The 15762-nt window shown below is 34.9% G+C and carries 18 protein-coding genes and 1 pseudogene; 13 read left to right on the top strand and 6 right to left on the bottom strand.

Features of this window, described 5'->3' with window-relative positions:
- Positions 1 to 11 precede the first annotated feature (11 nt).
- Together CZ487_RS12190 and CZ487_RS12195 are read left to right on the top strand one after the other, a co-directional pair.
- Positions 12 to 392, top strand: coding sequence for a hypothetical protein (locus CZ487_RS12190; protein ID WP_077212426.1), 381 nt, complete (start codon positions 12 to 14; stop codon positions 390 to 392).
- A gap of 195 nt (positions 393 to 587) precedes the next feature.
- On the top strand, positions 588 to 2435 hold the full coding sequence (locus CZ487_RS12195; RefSeq protein WP_077212427.1) for a DUF2075 domain-containing protein: 1848 nt from the start codon (positions 588 to 590) through the stop codon (positions 2433 to 2435).
- Positions 2436 to 2644: 209 nt separating this feature from the next.
- Here the strand turns inward: CZ487_RS12195 and alsR are convergent, their stop codons facing one another.
- The gene (gene alsR / locus CZ487_RS12200; RefSeq protein WP_077212428.1) at positions 2645 to 3541 is read right to left on the bottom strand and encodes an acetoin biosynthesis transcriptional regulator AlsR; all 897 of its coding nucleotides are present in this window, start codon (positions 3539 to 3541) and stop codon (positions 2645 to 2647) included.
- Positions 3542 to 3674: 133 nt separating this feature from the next.
- Here alsR and CZ487_RS12205 point away from each other — a divergent pair, with 133 nt between their 5' ends.
- From CZ487_RS12205 to CZ487_RS12240, 7 genes are all read left to right on the top strand, one after another.
- Positions 3675 to 4166, top strand: coding sequence for a 2,4'-dihydroxyacetophenone dioxygenase family protein (locus CZ487_RS12205; protein ID WP_077212429.1), 492 nt, complete (start codon positions 3675 to 3677; stop codon positions 4164 to 4166).
- A 313-nt stretch (positions 4167 to 4479) separates the two neighbouring features.
- Positions 4480 to 5010 carry a YbhB/YbcL family Raf kinase inhibitor-like protein gene (locus tag CZ487_RS12215; protein ID WP_077212431.1) on the top strand — a complete coding sequence of 177 codons (531 nt, stop codon included), beginning with the start codon at positions 4480 to 4482 and terminating at the stop codon, positions 5008 to 5010.
- Positions 5011 to 5478: 468 nt separating this feature from the next.
- A complete protein-coding gene (locus CZ487_RS12220; protein ID WP_084783243.1) occupies positions 5479 to 5724 on the top strand; it encodes an HIT family protein in 246 nt (81 codons plus the stop codon).
- Positions 5725 to 6027: 303 nt separating this feature from the next.
- Entirely contained in the window at positions 6028 to 7257 is a 1230-nt protein-coding gene (locus CZ487_RS12225) for a Bcr/CflA family efflux MFS transporter (RefSeq protein ID WP_077215296.1), read from the top strand.
- 32 nt (positions 7258 to 7289) lie between these two features.
- The gene (locus tag CZ487_RS12230; RefSeq protein ID WP_077212432.1) at positions 7290 to 7523 is read left to right on the top strand and encodes a DUF3953 domain-containing protein; all 234 of its coding nucleotides are present in this window, start codon (positions 7290 to 7292) and stop codon (positions 7521 to 7523) included.
- Positions 7524 to 7616: 93 nt separating this feature from the next.
- Positions 7617 to 7913 (top strand): DNA-binding protein, encoded by a 297-nt coding sequence (locus CZ487_RS12235; protein ID WP_077212433.1) that lies wholly within the window; start codon positions 7617 to 7619, stop codon positions 7911 to 7913.
- Between the two features lie 177 nt (positions 7914 to 8090).
- Positions 8091 to 8447, top strand: a complete 357-nt coding sequence (locus CZ487_RS12240; RefSeq protein ID WP_077212434.1) for a glyoxalase superfamily protein — start codon at positions 8091 to 8093, stop codon at positions 8445 to 8447.
- Between the two features lie 1167 nt (positions 8448 to 9614).
- Here the strand turns inward: CZ487_RS12240 and CZ487_RS12250 are convergent.
- Together CZ487_RS12250 and CZ487_RS12255 are read right to left on the bottom strand one after the other, a co-directional pair.
- Positions 9615 to 10013, bottom strand: coding sequence for a type II toxin-antitoxin system death-on-curing family toxin (locus CZ487_RS12250; RefSeq protein ID WP_077212436.1), 399 nt, complete (start codon positions 10011 to 10013; stop codon positions 9615 to 9617).
- A complete protein-coding gene (locus tag CZ487_RS12255; RefSeq protein ID WP_077212437.1) occupies positions 10013 to 10264 on the bottom strand; it encodes an AbrB/MazE/SpoVT family DNA-binding domain-containing protein in 252 nt (83 codons plus the stop codon). The genes CZ487_RS12250 and CZ487_RS12255 overlap by 1 nt, the downstream gene beginning before the upstream one ends.
- 365 nt (positions 10265 to 10629) lie before the next feature.
- Between CZ487_RS12255 and CZ487_RS12260 the strand changes: the two are divergent.
- Positions 10630 to 11094, top strand: a pseudogene (locus CZ487_RS12260) (pyridoxamine 5'-phosphate oxidase family protein).
- A 354-nt stretch (positions 11095 to 11448) separates the two neighbouring features.
- Here CZ487_RS12260 and CZ487_RS26330 read toward each other — a convergent pair.
- Together CZ487_RS26330 and CZ487_RS12270 are read right to left on the bottom strand one after the other, a co-directional pair.
- Positions 11449 to 11673, bottom strand: a complete 225-nt coding sequence (locus CZ487_RS26330) for a hypothetical protein (RefSeq protein WP_139339569.1) — start codon at positions 11671 to 11673, stop codon at positions 11449 to 11451.
- 188 nt (positions 11674 to 11861) lie between these two features.
- The gene (locus CZ487_RS12270; protein WP_077212439.1) at positions 11862 to 12350 is read right to left on the bottom strand and encodes a DinB family protein; all 489 of its coding nucleotides are present in this window, start codon (positions 12348 to 12350) and stop codon (positions 11862 to 11864) included.
- Positions 12351 to 12799: 449 nt separating this feature from the next.
- Here CZ487_RS12270 and CZ487_RS27995 point away from each other — a divergent pair, with 449 nt between their 5' ends.
- From CZ487_RS27995 to CZ487_RS27505, 3 genes are all read left to right on the top strand, one after another.
- On the top strand, positions 12800 to 12916 hold the full coding sequence (locus CZ487_RS27995) for a DUF3231 family protein (RefSeq protein ID WP_077212440.1): 117 nt from the start codon (positions 12800 to 12802) through the stop codon (positions 12914 to 12916).
- A gap of 198 nt (positions 12917 to 13114) precedes the next feature.
- Positions 13115 to 13615, top strand: a complete 501-nt coding sequence (locus CZ487_RS12280) for a DUF3231 family protein (RefSeq protein ID WP_077212441.1) — start codon at positions 13115 to 13117, stop codon at positions 13613 to 13615.
- A 558-nt stretch (positions 13616 to 14173) separates the two neighbouring features.
- Positions 14174 to 14413, top strand: coding sequence for a hypothetical protein (locus CZ487_RS27505; protein WP_237562872.1), 240 nt, complete (start codon positions 14174 to 14176; stop codon positions 14411 to 14413).
- Between the two features lie 247 nt (positions 14414 to 14660).
- Here CZ487_RS27505 and CZ487_RS12290 read toward each other — a convergent pair.
- Positions 14661 to 15762, bottom strand: a 1102-nt coding sequence (locus CZ487_RS12290; protein ID WP_237562873.1) for a Ger(x)C family spore germination protein, incomplete at its 5' end; no start/stop codon positions are given.

Consider the following 15762-nt stretch of genomic DNA (forward strand, 5'->3'; position numbering starts at 1 on the left):
AGAACGTTGAGGTGGAACAAAAAATTAAAAAACTGCAAAGTTATATATGGAAAGAAATCCAATCTACTTTATATGTGGGTCAACAGATTCAAATTTTTAAAAATGAAAATTTGTTTGAGATTATTAGTATTGACGATCATGCTATACAAGTAAAGGTTCTCTCCACTGGTAATACCCCAAAAATTACGAAGAGAACATTTGATAATATCGTAAAAAAGATGGTTGAACATGATCAAGTAAATCAAGGAAAAGCAGGTGCACAACCAAGAATAACGTTAGCCATTCTGAAGCTGCTGCCGTTTTTTACTCAGGAGGAACGAATGGTAAATGGTGAAAATAAGCAATGCCTCGTTTGGGAAGCTGACTTCAAAGAGAGATTATTAGAATTGTAGCAGGGAGGCGGTCGCTATCCTGCTTTTTTACTATCTTGATCACTTTTATGATGACTTAAATGGTGATTTAAGTGTTAAAATAAGGTAAATGTATGTTTTGAACAAAGGGGATAGCGACGTGAAGGAAATTCGTCAGTGGATACTAGCGTTTCGTGATCAACAGGTTTGGAAAAAGTTTAAGGTTGGGGACCAGTTATGATTATCTATAATGAAACTTCATCAGCATTTTTAGAGCATGTCTACGAAAAGAAAATCGGCTATGTGCTCAAGGAAAAAGTACATAAAAAAATGAATAAGCTGGTTTCAGCCAGCGAATTAAGGTCTTGGGAAAATTCTTTGCCTCAAATGGCAAGAGTTCTGCGTGATGCCAATTTGAAAAAGGACACCCATGTCTTACTTGAATATAAGCTGCCTTCCTCAGAGAAAAGGATTGACTTCATTGTGACAGGTCAGGATGATAAAGGGAAAAAGAACGCCGTCATTATTGAACTGAAGCAATGGCAGAAATCTAAGGTTGCGGACGGGGATGGCATTGTTCGCACCTTTTTAGGAGGACGTGAAAGGGAGACGGTTCATCCTGCCTATCAAGCGACTTCCTACAAGCGATATTTATTAAACTTTAATGAGTCGCTTTATAATGATCCATCGATTCAGCTTCATTCATGCGCCTATCTGCATAATTACATACGAGCTAAAAATGGTGAACCATTGCTAGATGAGCGATATCGAGAATATTTATTGGAATCTCCAATCTTTTTCCAATTTAGTGATCGGGAACTCGCTCATAGAATTCGAATGATGGTTGCCAGAGGGAACGGAAAAGAGATTGCGGAGACAATTGAAAAAGGAAAGATTCGCCCTTCGAAGAAGTTAGTAGAGACGGTTGGATCTCTCATAGAAGGTAATGAGGAATTTGTCCTGTTAGATGAACAAAAGGTAGCCTATGAAAAAGTGGTCAGTATCTACAATAAAACGAAAACACAAACAGATCAAAAGCATGTGATCTTGATTAAAGGCGGACCGGGCACAGGAAAATCAGTGATTGGTCTGAATCTCATGAGCTACATGCTTAAATCGAGAGCCTATGTAGAATATATTACACCGAATCAGGCTTTTAGAGAGGTTTTACGGAAAAAGCTGATTGGTTCTTCTGGCCATGTGGAGGTCAGAGATTTGTTTAAGGGGTCTGCTTCCTATGTAGAGGCACCTGAAAACTACTTTGATGTGTTAATTTGTGATGAAGCCCACCGGCTAAAAGAGCATGGACATATGAAAAAGAAAATCCCTGGTGAGAATCAGGCTACGCAAATTATCAGATCCTCACGTGTCAGTGTGTTTTTCATTGACGACTTTCAGAAAATCTCTAAAAAGGATATTGGCAGTATAGAATTACTGCAACAGGAAGCTGAAAAGCTTGGGGCAAATATACACGTCCTCGAGCTGGATTCTCAGTTTCGCTGCTCTGGATCTGGTAACTATATTGAATGGCTGGAAAGTATCTTTAACGAAAGCGATGAGGAAGTACCGCTGCAAGGTGATTTTGAGTTTAAAGTTTTGTCAAATCCTCATGAATTGAAGGAAAAGATTGTAGATCAGAGAGGTGGAAGGCTCTTAGCTGGCTATGCATGGGACTGGACCAAGAATGTGAAAAGTGGGCAATTGGCTGATGATGTGGTTATCGAGGAGCATGATTTTGCATTGCCGTGGAATGACCCAAATCGGATTGACTGGGCAATCCACCCAGAATGCGCCAATCAAATCGGCTGCATCCACACTGTTCAAGGGTTGGAAATGGATTATGTTGGCGTAATCATAGGGAAAGATCTAGGTTATGATGAAGAAACCGATTCGCTGGTTGTGCGAAGAGAAGAGTTCAAAGATAAAGGTGCTAGACCAGCAAAACCTAAGAAAGGCCAGCCTGACCCGCTCGTTGATCTTGTGAAGAATACCTATAAAACGCTCATGACAAGAGGCATGAAAGGGTGTTATGTGTATTGTTGTGATGTAGGGCTGGAGAGGTTTTTACGGAGAAAAAGTGAGTAAAGATAACTAAATCTTATTGATTCTGGTACTGAATTTCAGGGTCTGTCCCCACCGAGCTAATAAATTAGCACCTTAAGAATCTGATGCCTGTCCCCCGCTACATTAATGCTTTAGTATATTGGGGGACAGGCACCATTTTTTATTTTTTTAATGAATAAACAATTGATAACTTGTTGTGGTGTAAAAATATTGGTGTTGTAGTATTTCGCTTAAGAAAGAATTGGAATAACAGAGTCTCTTACTAATTTAATAAACGTATGAACTACTGGTGATCGATTTTCACTTATCCATGCTATAGCAGTTACAGTATTAAATTTACAATCTTTTATATTACGATATACAACATCGTTTTGTAATAGTAATTGCATTGAAGATGGTACTAATGCTATACCAATCCCTGCAGCAACTAAAGAAAGAACAGTGAACATTTCTTCTGTTTCTTGTTTAATTATTGGACTAAACCCTTCTTGATAGCAACTATTAATCACCATATCGTAATGATTTTGATTTGCTTTCCTTCCCGTAATAATAAATGGCTCATTAGCTAAACGTATAAGTTCAATTGGGGATGTTTCAGTAGCTAGAGGATGTTCTTTCGGTAAAGCTATTACAAAAGGCTCTTTTCTAATTACTTCAAAATTAATTTCCTCGCTGTCAGTGGGTTCGCTAAGTATTGCAATCTGGATGGTTTCTTCTTTTAAAGCTTTGAGTTGTTCTGCGGAAGTTAATTGTTTTAATTCCACATGAACCTCAGGATATTTATGTCTGTAATGTTTAATAATTGTCGGAAGAATACCATAAGCTACTGTAGCAATAAAACCAACTGCTATTTCTCCAACTTCTCCACGGTTTAACCTTCTTACAGTTTCAATAGCTTCATCGAGATTCTCTAAAATTTGATTAACTTTTTCTAAAAAGACTTTTCCTTCCTCCGATAACTCCACATTTCTTTTTGTCCGATGAAAGAGTAATACCCCCATTTCTTCTTCTAGTTGGCGAATTTGAAGGCTTAATGGCGGTTGTGCCATTTTTAATCGCCTTGCTGCTCTTCCAAAATGCAATTCTTCAGCTACTGTTTTAAAATACTTTAAATGACGTAATTCCACTTTGAATTCTCCTAAATTAATACTTTATATATATTAATTATTATATAAAAATATATTGGATATATATAATATAATGTAATAATATAAAATTATGAAAATTCACAATATATATTTTAATCAGGGGGGAAATAAAATGAAAAATTTAGATTTGAATGAATTCACTGAGAAATTTAACTTATCGGACCAAGCAATCGATGTTAATGAAATTCCTTGGGTTCCTACTTTTGAAGGATCTAATGATGTTTTTTTTAAACCCGTTAGATTTGATTTAACAACAGGTAACTGGATTCACATTACTAAATTTAAAGCAGGAAAAGGAAATGCACGCCATAGACATACTGGAGGAACTGTTTTAGCCTATACTCTTCAAGGTACGTGGAGATATCTTGAAAGAGAATGGATAGCCAAGCCGGGGACTTTTGTTTATGAGCCACCTGGAGATATCCATACTCTAGTAGTAGTTGGGGAAGAAGATAACATTACACTTTTTAGTTTAAGTGGTGTAATTGAGTATTTTGATGAGGATGGAAATGTTACATTACAAGATGATATTTTCTATAGAATGAAAAGATACCATGATTATTGTGAGCAGAATAACATCCCAATTAAAAATCTAACTTTTTGATAAAAGGGCCTTTTAGGTCCTTTTTATTAAAGATAGTGACAGTGCCTGCAAATATTATTCAAAAAGATATACTTTGGATAATACTCATATAGTTATGTACGTTAATTATCTCTAGAAATTCAGGGTCTGTCCCCCACCGCGTTAATACTTTAGCACCTTGGGGGACAGACCCCTCGTTTTCCTCGTTTTCTTCTTTTGTTAGAATATTAAACTGTCTTATTTTCTTGTGAAAATATTTGGTAATTATCATTGTTTTCGGAATTTTCTTACGATATAATCATTTTGAACTATACAAAATTAGGAGGAAAGATAGATGACAAACAGCCATTTCGCAACAATACCTGGAATTGTTAATTTTGAAGTCACAAGTGTAGATGTCAAACATGAAGAGGCTTTTTCCACGCCTCAATTATCAAGTATTTTTGGAGTTGAAGGTGGAGAAGACAAATCGCCTCAGTTATCGTGGTCGGGTGCCCCGGAAGGAACCAAAAGCTTTGCCGTTACAATTTATGACCAAGATGCACCAACAGGTTCTGGTTTTTGGCATTGGGCAGTGGCAAACATACCTGCCTCTGTAACTGAGTTACCTTCTGGTTCTGGAGACGCTGAAGGAACAGGATTGCCAAAAGGTGCTTATCAGTTAGCAAATGATGCGGGTCTTAAAAGTTTTTTGGGTGCAGCGCCGCCACCTGGACACGGGGTTCATCGTTATTATATTGTAGTACATGCATTAGATGTTGAAGACATCGGTGTACCTGATAGTGCCACTCCAGCGCTACTCGGCTTCAATATGTTAGGTCATACACTTGGTCGTGCGGTTTTACTTGCAACTTATGAAAGATAAAAAGAAAGTAGAAGTATGCATGTTCACGCATTTCAATTTTTTTGCGAAGAAAAGGTTAAAATAGCATATCATTTAAAAGACCAATTCGCATAGTGATTTGGTCTTTTAAATGATATGCACACACAATTTATAAAATAAGAGACTAGAACTTACTAGAGTCTTTGTCTCATTTCAAAGATTTGACATATACCGCACATTATAAACAAAGGAAATAAAAACCTTGAGCCGAATTAACACATTGAAACAATTTATTTTATTAATTTCAAAGTTTGATGTTTAAATAGTGTGACTATAATAGTCATACAGGATAAGTAACTCTAACTAAAGGGAAAATTACAATTTTAGGTTTTAAAATAGACTCTGACGCATTACAGTAATCTCAGTAATCAAGTAATTAGCAATTGCTCAATTTCATGAAGCTTCTACTTGGAAGGCAATATAATCTTCTAAATATGATAGAAGTTTTAGATGATTAATTATTTTGAAACAACTCCTGAAGAGAAGATAGCCATTCTTGAGTTATTGGATGAGTGTAAGGCAATGGTAGATGAAACCTTTTCGCCAGCGGGCTATAACATCGGGATCAACTGCGGAGAGACAGCTGGTCAAACGATTTTTCACCTGCATGTTCATCTTATTCCTCGGTATGAAGGAGATATGGAGGATCCTCGGGGAGGAGTTAGAGGGGTTGTACCTGAGAAAAGGATATATTAATAGATATATACCATCTACTAAGATACATGACATCTTAAAGATACAAGTAATTTTAGGGCGATTAAAATATACTTCAGGAATACAAGTATTATCCGTTTTAGCTTGGGATTATGGTAGGGAAAATCAACCAAAGATTCCAAATTGATTCGAGGTTTTGCAAAGGTTTTTAATCACCGTTTTCAAAGGCATGTACAAGCAGAAATCTCCACATGTATGTTTTCCCACGCCCTTAAATCTTCCCTGCAATGGTTCCTTTTATGTTAGAATATGTGGGTATGTTTTTAAGGAGAGGAGATGGGGGATTTGTTACAAAACCCGACAGGTAAGGAACGGTTAGGGTTGGCTTTTCTTCTCAGTATGCTGGGAATCTTAGGTCCTCTTAATATTGATATGTATTTGCCCAGTTTTCCTGAAATTGCGGATGATCTGGGTGTTCGTGCTTCACTCGTTCAATTGAGCTTAACCGCTTGTTTGGTCGGTCTTGCGGTTGGCCAAGTAATCGTTGGGCCCATTAGTGATGCCAAGGGGAGAAGAAAGCCGTTATTGGTTTGTATCTTGTTATTTGCTTTTTCTTCTCTTTTTTGTGCGATTGCACCAAATATTACGACCTTCGTTGCAGCTAGATTTTTACAGGGGCTTACGGCTTCAGCAGGAATTGTCCTTTCACGTGCGGTTGTACGTGATGTATTCAGTGGACGCGAGCTGACGAAATTTTTTGCCCTGTTAATGGTTATAAATGCGACTGCGCCGTTAATCGCTCCAATGGCTGGAGGAGCCATCTTGCTTTTACCATTTGCAAGTTGGAATACAATTTTTTACTTTTTAGCACTGATAGGACTACTAATCGTCTTGACGATTGCACTGAAACTAAAAGAAACCCTTCCCCCTGAAAAGCGGACACCTAGCTCAATTGGTCACTCTGTTCGCACAATGGGAAGTTTGATGAGAGATCGATCGTTTATTGGTTATGCGTTAACAGTTGGATTTATCCATGGTGGCAGCTTTGCCTATGTATCGGGGACTCCTTTTGTTTACCAGGGGATTTATGAAGTTTCTCCTCAAGTGTTTAGTATTTTGTTTGGCATCAATGGTCTCGCTATTATTACTGGAAGCTTTCTGATTGGACGTTTTAGTGCGATTATCCATGAAAGAAGTTTACTTAGAATGGCTGTTATTTTAGCAGTAGCTGCTACTTCCGTATTGTTAATCATGACGATCATTCAAGGGCCGCTTGCGTCACTTGTCATCCCAATTTTTATCTACATGACGACGATGGGGATGATCCTAACAAGCTCGTTTACATTAGCGATGGAGAAACAAGGTCATAGGGCAGGAAGCGCTAGTGCCTTGTTAGGTCTATTGCCTCTGTTAATTGGTTCATTTGTTTCGCCGCTTGTTGGCATTGATGAATCGACGGCCGTTCCGATGGGGGCAACATTGTTTATAACTTCTCTTATTGGAGCTATCGCTTTTTTTACCTTAACAAAACCAAGCAAACAAAAGCATATGGTAGCATTAAAGATGGAAGGCTGAGGCTGGTAACTTGTATTAAAGGAGATTTTTAATTGTTAAAGTTTTTGCATATTATTTTATCAAAAACAGTTTTTTTACTTGCAGGGTATGGATTGATTACTGAGGATTTTAAGTTCCAACCATATATGATGTTGTTATTAGGATTAACGATGTTGGTAATGGGATTAAGAGAATTTCAAAAGGGACAAAAAGGGTATGGATGGCTAAGTATAGTTGTATTTATATTTATTTTATTTGTAGTAATCAAAAGTTTCTTATTGAATTAATGGGCGTGATTCCATCGTAGAAATTGCGCTTTTTCCTTATGTATAGGACCATTTAGTAGAATAACATTATCTAAAAATTAGGGGGATATCAACATGGAATTTGATTCTATTTGGATAGCTTTAGGCATTGCTGTTGCAGGATATTTTATAGGTAATGGCCTGAAAAACTTTAAGAATCCAGATACTAAAGGTATTAGTGAAATCTTTGACGAAGATGATGAACATGAATTGATAAAGGAAAATGATGTACATCACTTTATGGGGATTTCGAAAGAAGATGTAAAGTATTTAATTCAGGAACATCCAGACATACCACACATCTTAATAAAAGATAAGGTATATTTCCCTAAAGCAAAGTTGCGTAAATGGTTAACAAATTTAGGAGAGTAAACAAATATTCAATAAAAGGGCCCGTTTCTACATCTGTTTTCATTTAAGGGACAGATTATCAAGGTTTACTGGTTAACAGATTTTTAAGTGGAAATTTTTTAAAAAAGACTAAAGAGACAGAATTATCTAATCTGTTTTGTTGAAAAATAGAAATAACTTGACATGGAGGATGTCAATATGCAAAAAGTGGTTCCTGCATTCCGCATTACTGATTATAAAAGGAGTAAGGCGTTTTACGTGGAAGGAATGGGTTTTCAAATCGATTGGGAGCATCGGTTTGAACCTAATTTTCCTGTTTTTGTTCAGATCACTAAGGATGAAATGACTATTTATTTAACTGAACATACTGGAGACTGCGAAACTGGTGGGTTAATTCACTTATTTGTTCCCAATGTTGATAAATGGTACGACGAATTAAAGAGTAAAAAAGATATTCATATTACGGAACCTCCAAATGATGATCTTGAAGGACTTCGCATGATGACAGTCGTTGATCCAGATGGAAATCAATTACGCATTTGTACTCGTTTATAAACACTCCTCCAATATTAATTTAATAGGGATGATTTTCCGCAATAGGGCGCAATCGTATTCTAGAACAAGAATTGTGCTCTTCTTAATGAATCAGGCCAGTTCATTTAAGAACACTTGTCTATAAGATATTTACTTAGCAGCGTAAGGTTTGTGAAGTTATTCACTTAAACTATTGGAGCAGGTTAGTGCAGTAATATTGTTCTGAATTTTGAAACAGTAGAAGTTGTATTCCGTATATATAGGTATAGGTTAAAAGTGAGTGGTTTTGCCAAAATTCTTTAGGTTATAGCCAGTTCACAGTATACGAACAAAAATCAAAATGTAACTTTTTTGTAAAGGTGGGAGTCGATATGATATCGAGAAAGCAATTTTTTCTCATTTTATCCTTTTTTATATGCCTTATCATCGCAATGATAATACACAGTAAAATATCATTTCATATGCAACTATATTACAAAACATATCCTTTTATATTTTATATTGGATTACCTTATATACCAGTAGGAATTCTTTTGGGATATATTGCTTGTCAGGAGAGATTTCATATTAAAGGGAAATTGAAATTCAATACTCTATATTTCCTAATAATATTTGTTCCTGCCCTGTTCCTATACTTTTATTTCTTTATAAATTATTTACCATTTGGAAAGTTACCTTCCTTTTTTGCAGTGCCATACCTCAAGACAAAGCTTTTTCCTTTATACGGATTACTTGTTGGCTTTAGTCTTATAACAAGTTTTTATAAAGAAAAACCAACAGAGAACAATATAAACTAAAGGGTAGCTTTACTTCAATAATGATTGCACCCTTATTCAATTAACGGAGCAACATGACCGTCAAATATTTGTAACAGTTGACAATGTTTCATCAAAGCTAGCAAGCTCTAGTGGTAAGTGGGAGCAAACTTCCTACGAAGCTTCCTTAGTAAATGATGGTCAAAAATATAGGATTCAAATTGAAGGGATTTTCGAATTGAATAATTTATCTTTTGAAAAAGAATTTATAATCGAATTTAACTGTGATGAATTTGGCAATATAATATAATTTTTTGCTGATTTAATATCCAGTGTAAGTTGAATAGTGCAGAATTCTTATTCGATTAACAGGGGCTTATCTTAATAAAAATACAAAAGAAAAATCCATTTCAAGCTGAATAGAGAATGGGTTTTACAGTTTTACTGTATGTTTTATTATTGTTGAAACAATTTCCTCGAACGTGTATTTATGATTTACAACATCAACTGTAAAGTCTTGTTCTTCTTCAATTCCCATAGTCCACCGAAAATGGTTTATTTTCAGAAAGACAATTAAGGAAGCAAGGGCTGTTCGCTTATTCGCATTATGAAAGGCATGGTTCTTAGCTATGGATTCAAAAAGTGCCGCTGCTTTTTCGTAAATAGTTGGATAAGCATCACTACCAAACACGGATTGTTTTGGGCGGTTAATAGCTGAATCAAGTAGGTTTGGATCTTTTACACCTAATGGTTCATCTGGGGAATATAGACGAATTTGTACCGTATTAATAGCAATCACTTGGTTTGTTGTAAGATAGATGACTTCATCCATTATCTGTTCACTAATCCTTTAAACGCTTTGTCATGCTCATTAATGACATCATTTAAAATATCCATGAATTCTGCATCGACACCTTCAGGAAGTGTTACTTGCTCTTTTTTTCTCAAAATAATTTTTCCATCCTTCACTTCAACTCGGACATCATCTCCTTGAGCTAAGCCAACTTGTTTAAGTAATTCAGTGGGAAGGGTAATTCCAAAACTATTTCCAATTTTAGTAACCTTTCTTTCAAATTGTTCCAAAAAATCACATCCTTGTTATAATTGTTATAACGATTATAACATATGAAAGTGAGATAGAGAAATCTGTTACTATGTGAAATGGTACACTTAAACTATTGGGGGGCTTTTGTTTAATTGGCCTAAATCATCAATATGCTGAAAATATACAAGTTTTTATACATTTATTGCATATTTTCAGATTTTTTACAGGAAGAAATACATTTGAAACGTTGGTGATGACAATTAATTTTAACGAGGCGGCATGTTGGATTATTTTGAAACAACTCCTGAAGAGAAGGTAGCATTAGAGTAGGATTAGTAATCGTTATACCTGAATATAAGTTGGTATAGAGGGAGAGTCTATTACCATGAAAGAGGTGATAGAGCTGTCTAACATGATGAAACAAGAGGAAATTGAAACATTAAGAGATTTGATTAAAGATATAGACACCGCCATGTTAACTACAGCTACTGAGGAAGGGCTTGTTTCTCGTCCAATGAAAACACAAGAAGTAGAGTTTGATGGCGACTTATGGTTTTTCACGAAAAAAGAGACGAATAAATATGAAGAAATATTACATAATCAAGATGTTAATGTAGCGTATGTAGGTAAATCTTATGTTTCCGTGCGTGGAAGAGCGGAAATCGTTGAAGAACTAGACAAGAAAAAGGAATTGTGGAGCAAAGTTTACGATGATCCTAACATTATCTTGATAAAAGTAAATGTGGAAGCAGCCGAATACTAGGAAGGCGGAAACTTCATAAAGAAGATTTTCTTTTATTATAAACGTATGACAGGGCAAAATTCAAAAACGACAGACATTAATGAAACGTTGGAATTGAATAATTAACAAAAAAATGGGTTGTCTGGTTATATGACAATCCATTTTGCTATGTTGAGGTATGCTAAACATAGGGTGTTCAATTCTATTTTTAGTATCCATTTCAATCTTCTTAAAGAACTATATCCCAATCATTGGCTGCATCTGCTCTGATAACATATCGTGTTTCTGGCAATTTACCGATGAATGTTTTGGCAAAAATAAGTATTATATTTATTGCTGAATAGTTGCCTTACGGATCAGTTAATGTAGACGGCGTGGTCATTGAAATATCTCCTCCTGGCTTTTTCAGAACTAAAAAGTCCAAAGAATTATTTTCTTTGGACTTTTAGTATGTTACCATTATTGCCTCTGTAATGGTAACTAAGGGCAGCAAATACAGAAGTCTTTTACAATGGTCATTTCACCGCTAACCACTGCATCTGAAACATTTATAATAGAGATAGATGCACTATCTTCTATTTGAAAAGCGATGGACCCAGAAGGCGGAATATCAAATAGGTTATTTTCTCCTGTCCGTGATATCACAAGCACTTGAGCCTGTACATTACCTGTAAATATTCCTCCCGCGAGAAGAATGTTAACCATTGCCTTATAGTGGTTATCAGTAAATCCTGAAAAACAATAGCAGTAGTCCCAGGATTTTGTTGAATTTGTACCGTAGCTTCATGTCTGCGTATTTCACAATTTGGTTGTATTAATCCCATAACTTCATCCCCCTTTTCTTTTATACACAATTTTGGATACATAATGATCTCCAAAGCTCTTTCATAAAATTATAATGTTGTTTTAACATTCTCAATTTTTAAGCCGAAAATTTGAGGAGGTTCAATTTTGTTTATTTGTAAATAAGTAGAGATTTGTCCACGATGATGGATTTCATGTTCTGGAATTGCCATAAGTATTCGCCAAGCACTAACTTCATGACCATGAAGGGTTAAAACTTTTTTGGCTAATACATCATTTCCAGCTTTTAATAGACCCTCTTTCAGTTTAATCTGACATTCCTCTAAATAATTTGAAATATCTTCAATAGTTGTTCCCTTGCCGGTATCATGTCCAGTGTATACCCAATAACCATGTTCAATTATACCTAGAAACATCAATCGAGATGATGCGATATGTCGCAATAAATCCCCTGTAGAAAATTTATCTTCAGAAGGCTTCCAATCTAGAAGTTCAATAGGGATTGTTTTCAAATATTGCATTGTTCGTTTATGAACTCCATCTAAATAGTTAACATATTCCTTTATATCATGTATCATGTTTCACACTCCAATTTTCGGACTTATAGTTCTTTATATTCTTAGTTCGATTGAAATAATCCTCTAACGATACCATTACCGAATTAATTTGTTTTTCAACGGGTTAGTTTAATTAAATAAAAAAAGGTGAGCAATTTATGCCCACCGAAAACAATGTGAAATTAAAGATACTTAAGGAAATCAAAACCTATGTTAGAGATGGAACTCTTAATAAATTTGTTAATCTTAAGAGTATATTGTCTAACGATTGTGTAACTTGAATTCCCATTTTAACTAAGCTAATAATCAAGCTAATTAAAATATTCATAAGTATCTATCTCCACATTAAGATTTAGTGTGATTAAAATACTAAGATATTTATTAGACAAAGAACCATGAACTATTCCTTTATAGTTGTATTTCGAAAAGTGATTAGGGCACCTTATAAATAAAAACATTGAGGTGTATAAATGGACAACACATCTAATGCTAAATTAACTTCCGCTGAGATTGCCGCAGTTTGGACGCAGTATATGAACGAAACAGCAAGTATATGTATTCACAAACATATGATCGAACATATATAGGATATTGACATAAGAGGTGTATTTGAATATGCAATGTCTCTCAGCACCATACATTTAGGACATATAACAGAGTTTTTGAAGAGTGAGCGGACACGATTCCAATTGGATTTACGGATAATGACTATATACCAAATGCTCCTCGACTTTACTCTGATATTTTTTGTTTGAGTTGAATTATGTAATCGTACAAAAAATGTATTGCAAGAAAAAGGTCTGTATTATCGTCCTCTAGTGATAAATATCCCTGCTAGAGCAGACTATGTAGAAGATAACAATTTCTTAACTGGTTGGCTTGGAGAAAAAAGAGCCTTAAGTTGTATTGAAATTGCAGATATTTATTTTAATCTAAAAAAGAGTTTAATTGCAAAAGCCTTTATAGTTTCCGTACAACAAGTTGCGAAGCACGATAAAGTTAAAAATTTCTTAGAGAAAGCAGCAAAAACGAAAGAGGAGCATGTTAAAACGTTTTTTGAGACTCTGCTTGCAGAAAATCTTCCAAGTCCACCTATTTTTGATGCTGAAATTACGGATTCTACGATATCACCATTTTCTGATAAGCTACTGATGTTCCAAATTGGATTTTTATTCTCAACAGCAATGGTATATTATGGAATGAGGTGGGCATCCTCGCCAAGACGGGATTTATCACCAAAGTACATGATGGCAATGATGGGTGATTTAAAGATTGGTAATGATTGAGTAAATATTATGATAAAGAATGGCTGGATAGATCAACCACCATTGGCAGAAGGCCGAAAAGAATTGGCAAAGGGTTAAAATGATGTGAAGAATGAAAAGGAAGTGTTATTTTGGAGCATTGCCCTTCCAGGTTTCGGACAGTTTCTAAATGGCAAATATATACTCATTTTTTTAGAATTTCTGGTGAATGTCCAAGCTAATTTTTATGAAAAAATGTCTTAATTCGGATTTGACTAAATACTGCGCAGTAAAGAACTTCATCTTTAGAGGACTTTGCGAAAATATGTACTTAAAGTAACGGGTTAGGTTACTTGAAGAAGCTTTGAATAAACAATGAGGGAATATATGAAAGTCACCCAATAACAAGGAGTTTATGAAAATGAGGCAACCTATATTGGTGTAAATTTTGCATTAAAACTTAATAAATATTATACAGAGGATGAAGTTGAAATTGATTATGTTTTTTCAGATGAAGAAAATCGTAATGTAGTTAAGCAGAAGCATTTTACTACGCCCTATATTTATGAAGTTTCTGAAAATGGTCATCCTATTTGGCGAATGAATGAATTTCAAAAGATTCATTCACCACATAACTACGAAAAATCCAAAAAGACTTTACTCTATTTATGTAACCTACTAAAAGAGTTACTTCCACAAGGTGATTATTGTGAAATCTATATTTGTTGGTTGGGTGAAGAAGATGAAGAGCGTGAGGATGAGTTGAAAATTGATTTAAATAATCTACAAATTGAAGCAATAGATATTTATGAAAAATGCTTTATCCGAATAGAAAACTAAAGGCTCATCTCATTCGGCTTAAATGAAGAAATAGAATTTATTATTTTTAGATGTATTTATTGCGGAAAAGAAGATGAAGTTCCAGATTATGTTATAGAAGATTTCATTTCGACCTCTAAAAAATTGAAGAAGTGGAGGTACCCTGTCCTTTTTCAATGGTACCATGCGACAAGCAAGAAAAAAGACCCAGTGAATAATCAATACATGGGCCGTGGTTAAGTCGCGTAAGCGATTTTGTTCCTAAATGTTAGTCAACTGATCCAGTTCGCTTAATTTCCACCTTTATATTTGGTTTTATCTTTAGTGCTGAATATATTTGTCTTAAATCCCCCTCAGTTAAATGGGAATATTTTCTAATGCTTCTTATTTTTCTTCCGATACCTATGGGATCCGTATTTAAATTTTTTAATTCCTCAAGTATATGTCCAAATTCATTGTTTAGGGCTTCACCAATTAGTAGCTCCATTTTGTTTAGTGAATCTTTATTTTTCAAAGAAGTATATGGTTGAAATTCTAATGTTGAAACGGAAATCGTTGCATTTAAATGAACCAATTCTTCGTTCTTTATTTCAATGTTTCCTTTGTACTTTATTGGATGAAGTGTAATCTTATAAATATCACTTTTAGGAAGAGGTTGGGCAATACCCCTTTTCTCTAGTTCTTCAGCAGCAATTTCTAAAGTTATATCACCTAAAAATGCCTTATTATTTGTGAATAATTTTATGTAAAGGGTGTTTATCAACGAAATAGATCCAACAATTTTATCTTCTTTGAATAATGCAACACCATCTATAAATGGTGCTACCCCATTTGAATTTTTTATCATGGGTAGGGTAGGATCGATACCAATTTCATTTAGTGTGGTTATAAAATCATGTAAGTTGGAGTTGACTAACATTTCTTTTTTTTCGTGTTTATCCAATAGTTGGTAGATATAGGATCCCATTTCGGGATATTCTTCATAGTTTGTATTGTTAATCGTCTCCTCAGCATTATCAGTAATGGCCAAAAAGATTAAAGAACTGATAATGCTGTCTCGTTGCATGGTATCCAGAAAAGAAGAAATTCCTGTTTCTGCCATATTTTTATTAAACAGTATGGTCCTTAATTGACCAGACGTAATGTCATGGCTTGTCTGTTCCTCTAGTTTTTGTCTAATTTGTTTACTAGTCGTTCCGTCAGCAGAAAGGGTTACACTCGTCTTTTCTTCTTTTCGGTCAAATTGTAACAAACTGATAGTGCCTTTGTATGTATTGTCATCAAGCAAGTCAAAACCAATAATCGTTGAAATCCCTTGCATTTCTATTATTTTTTCAGGGGCCATACATGCAGTACAAAGAAGAGAACAC

This window comes from Robertmurraya dakarensis (assembly GCF_900156875.1).
GTDB classification, from domain to species: Bacteria; Bacillota; Bacilli; order Bacillales; family Cytobacillaceae; genus Robertmurraya; species Robertmurraya dakarensis.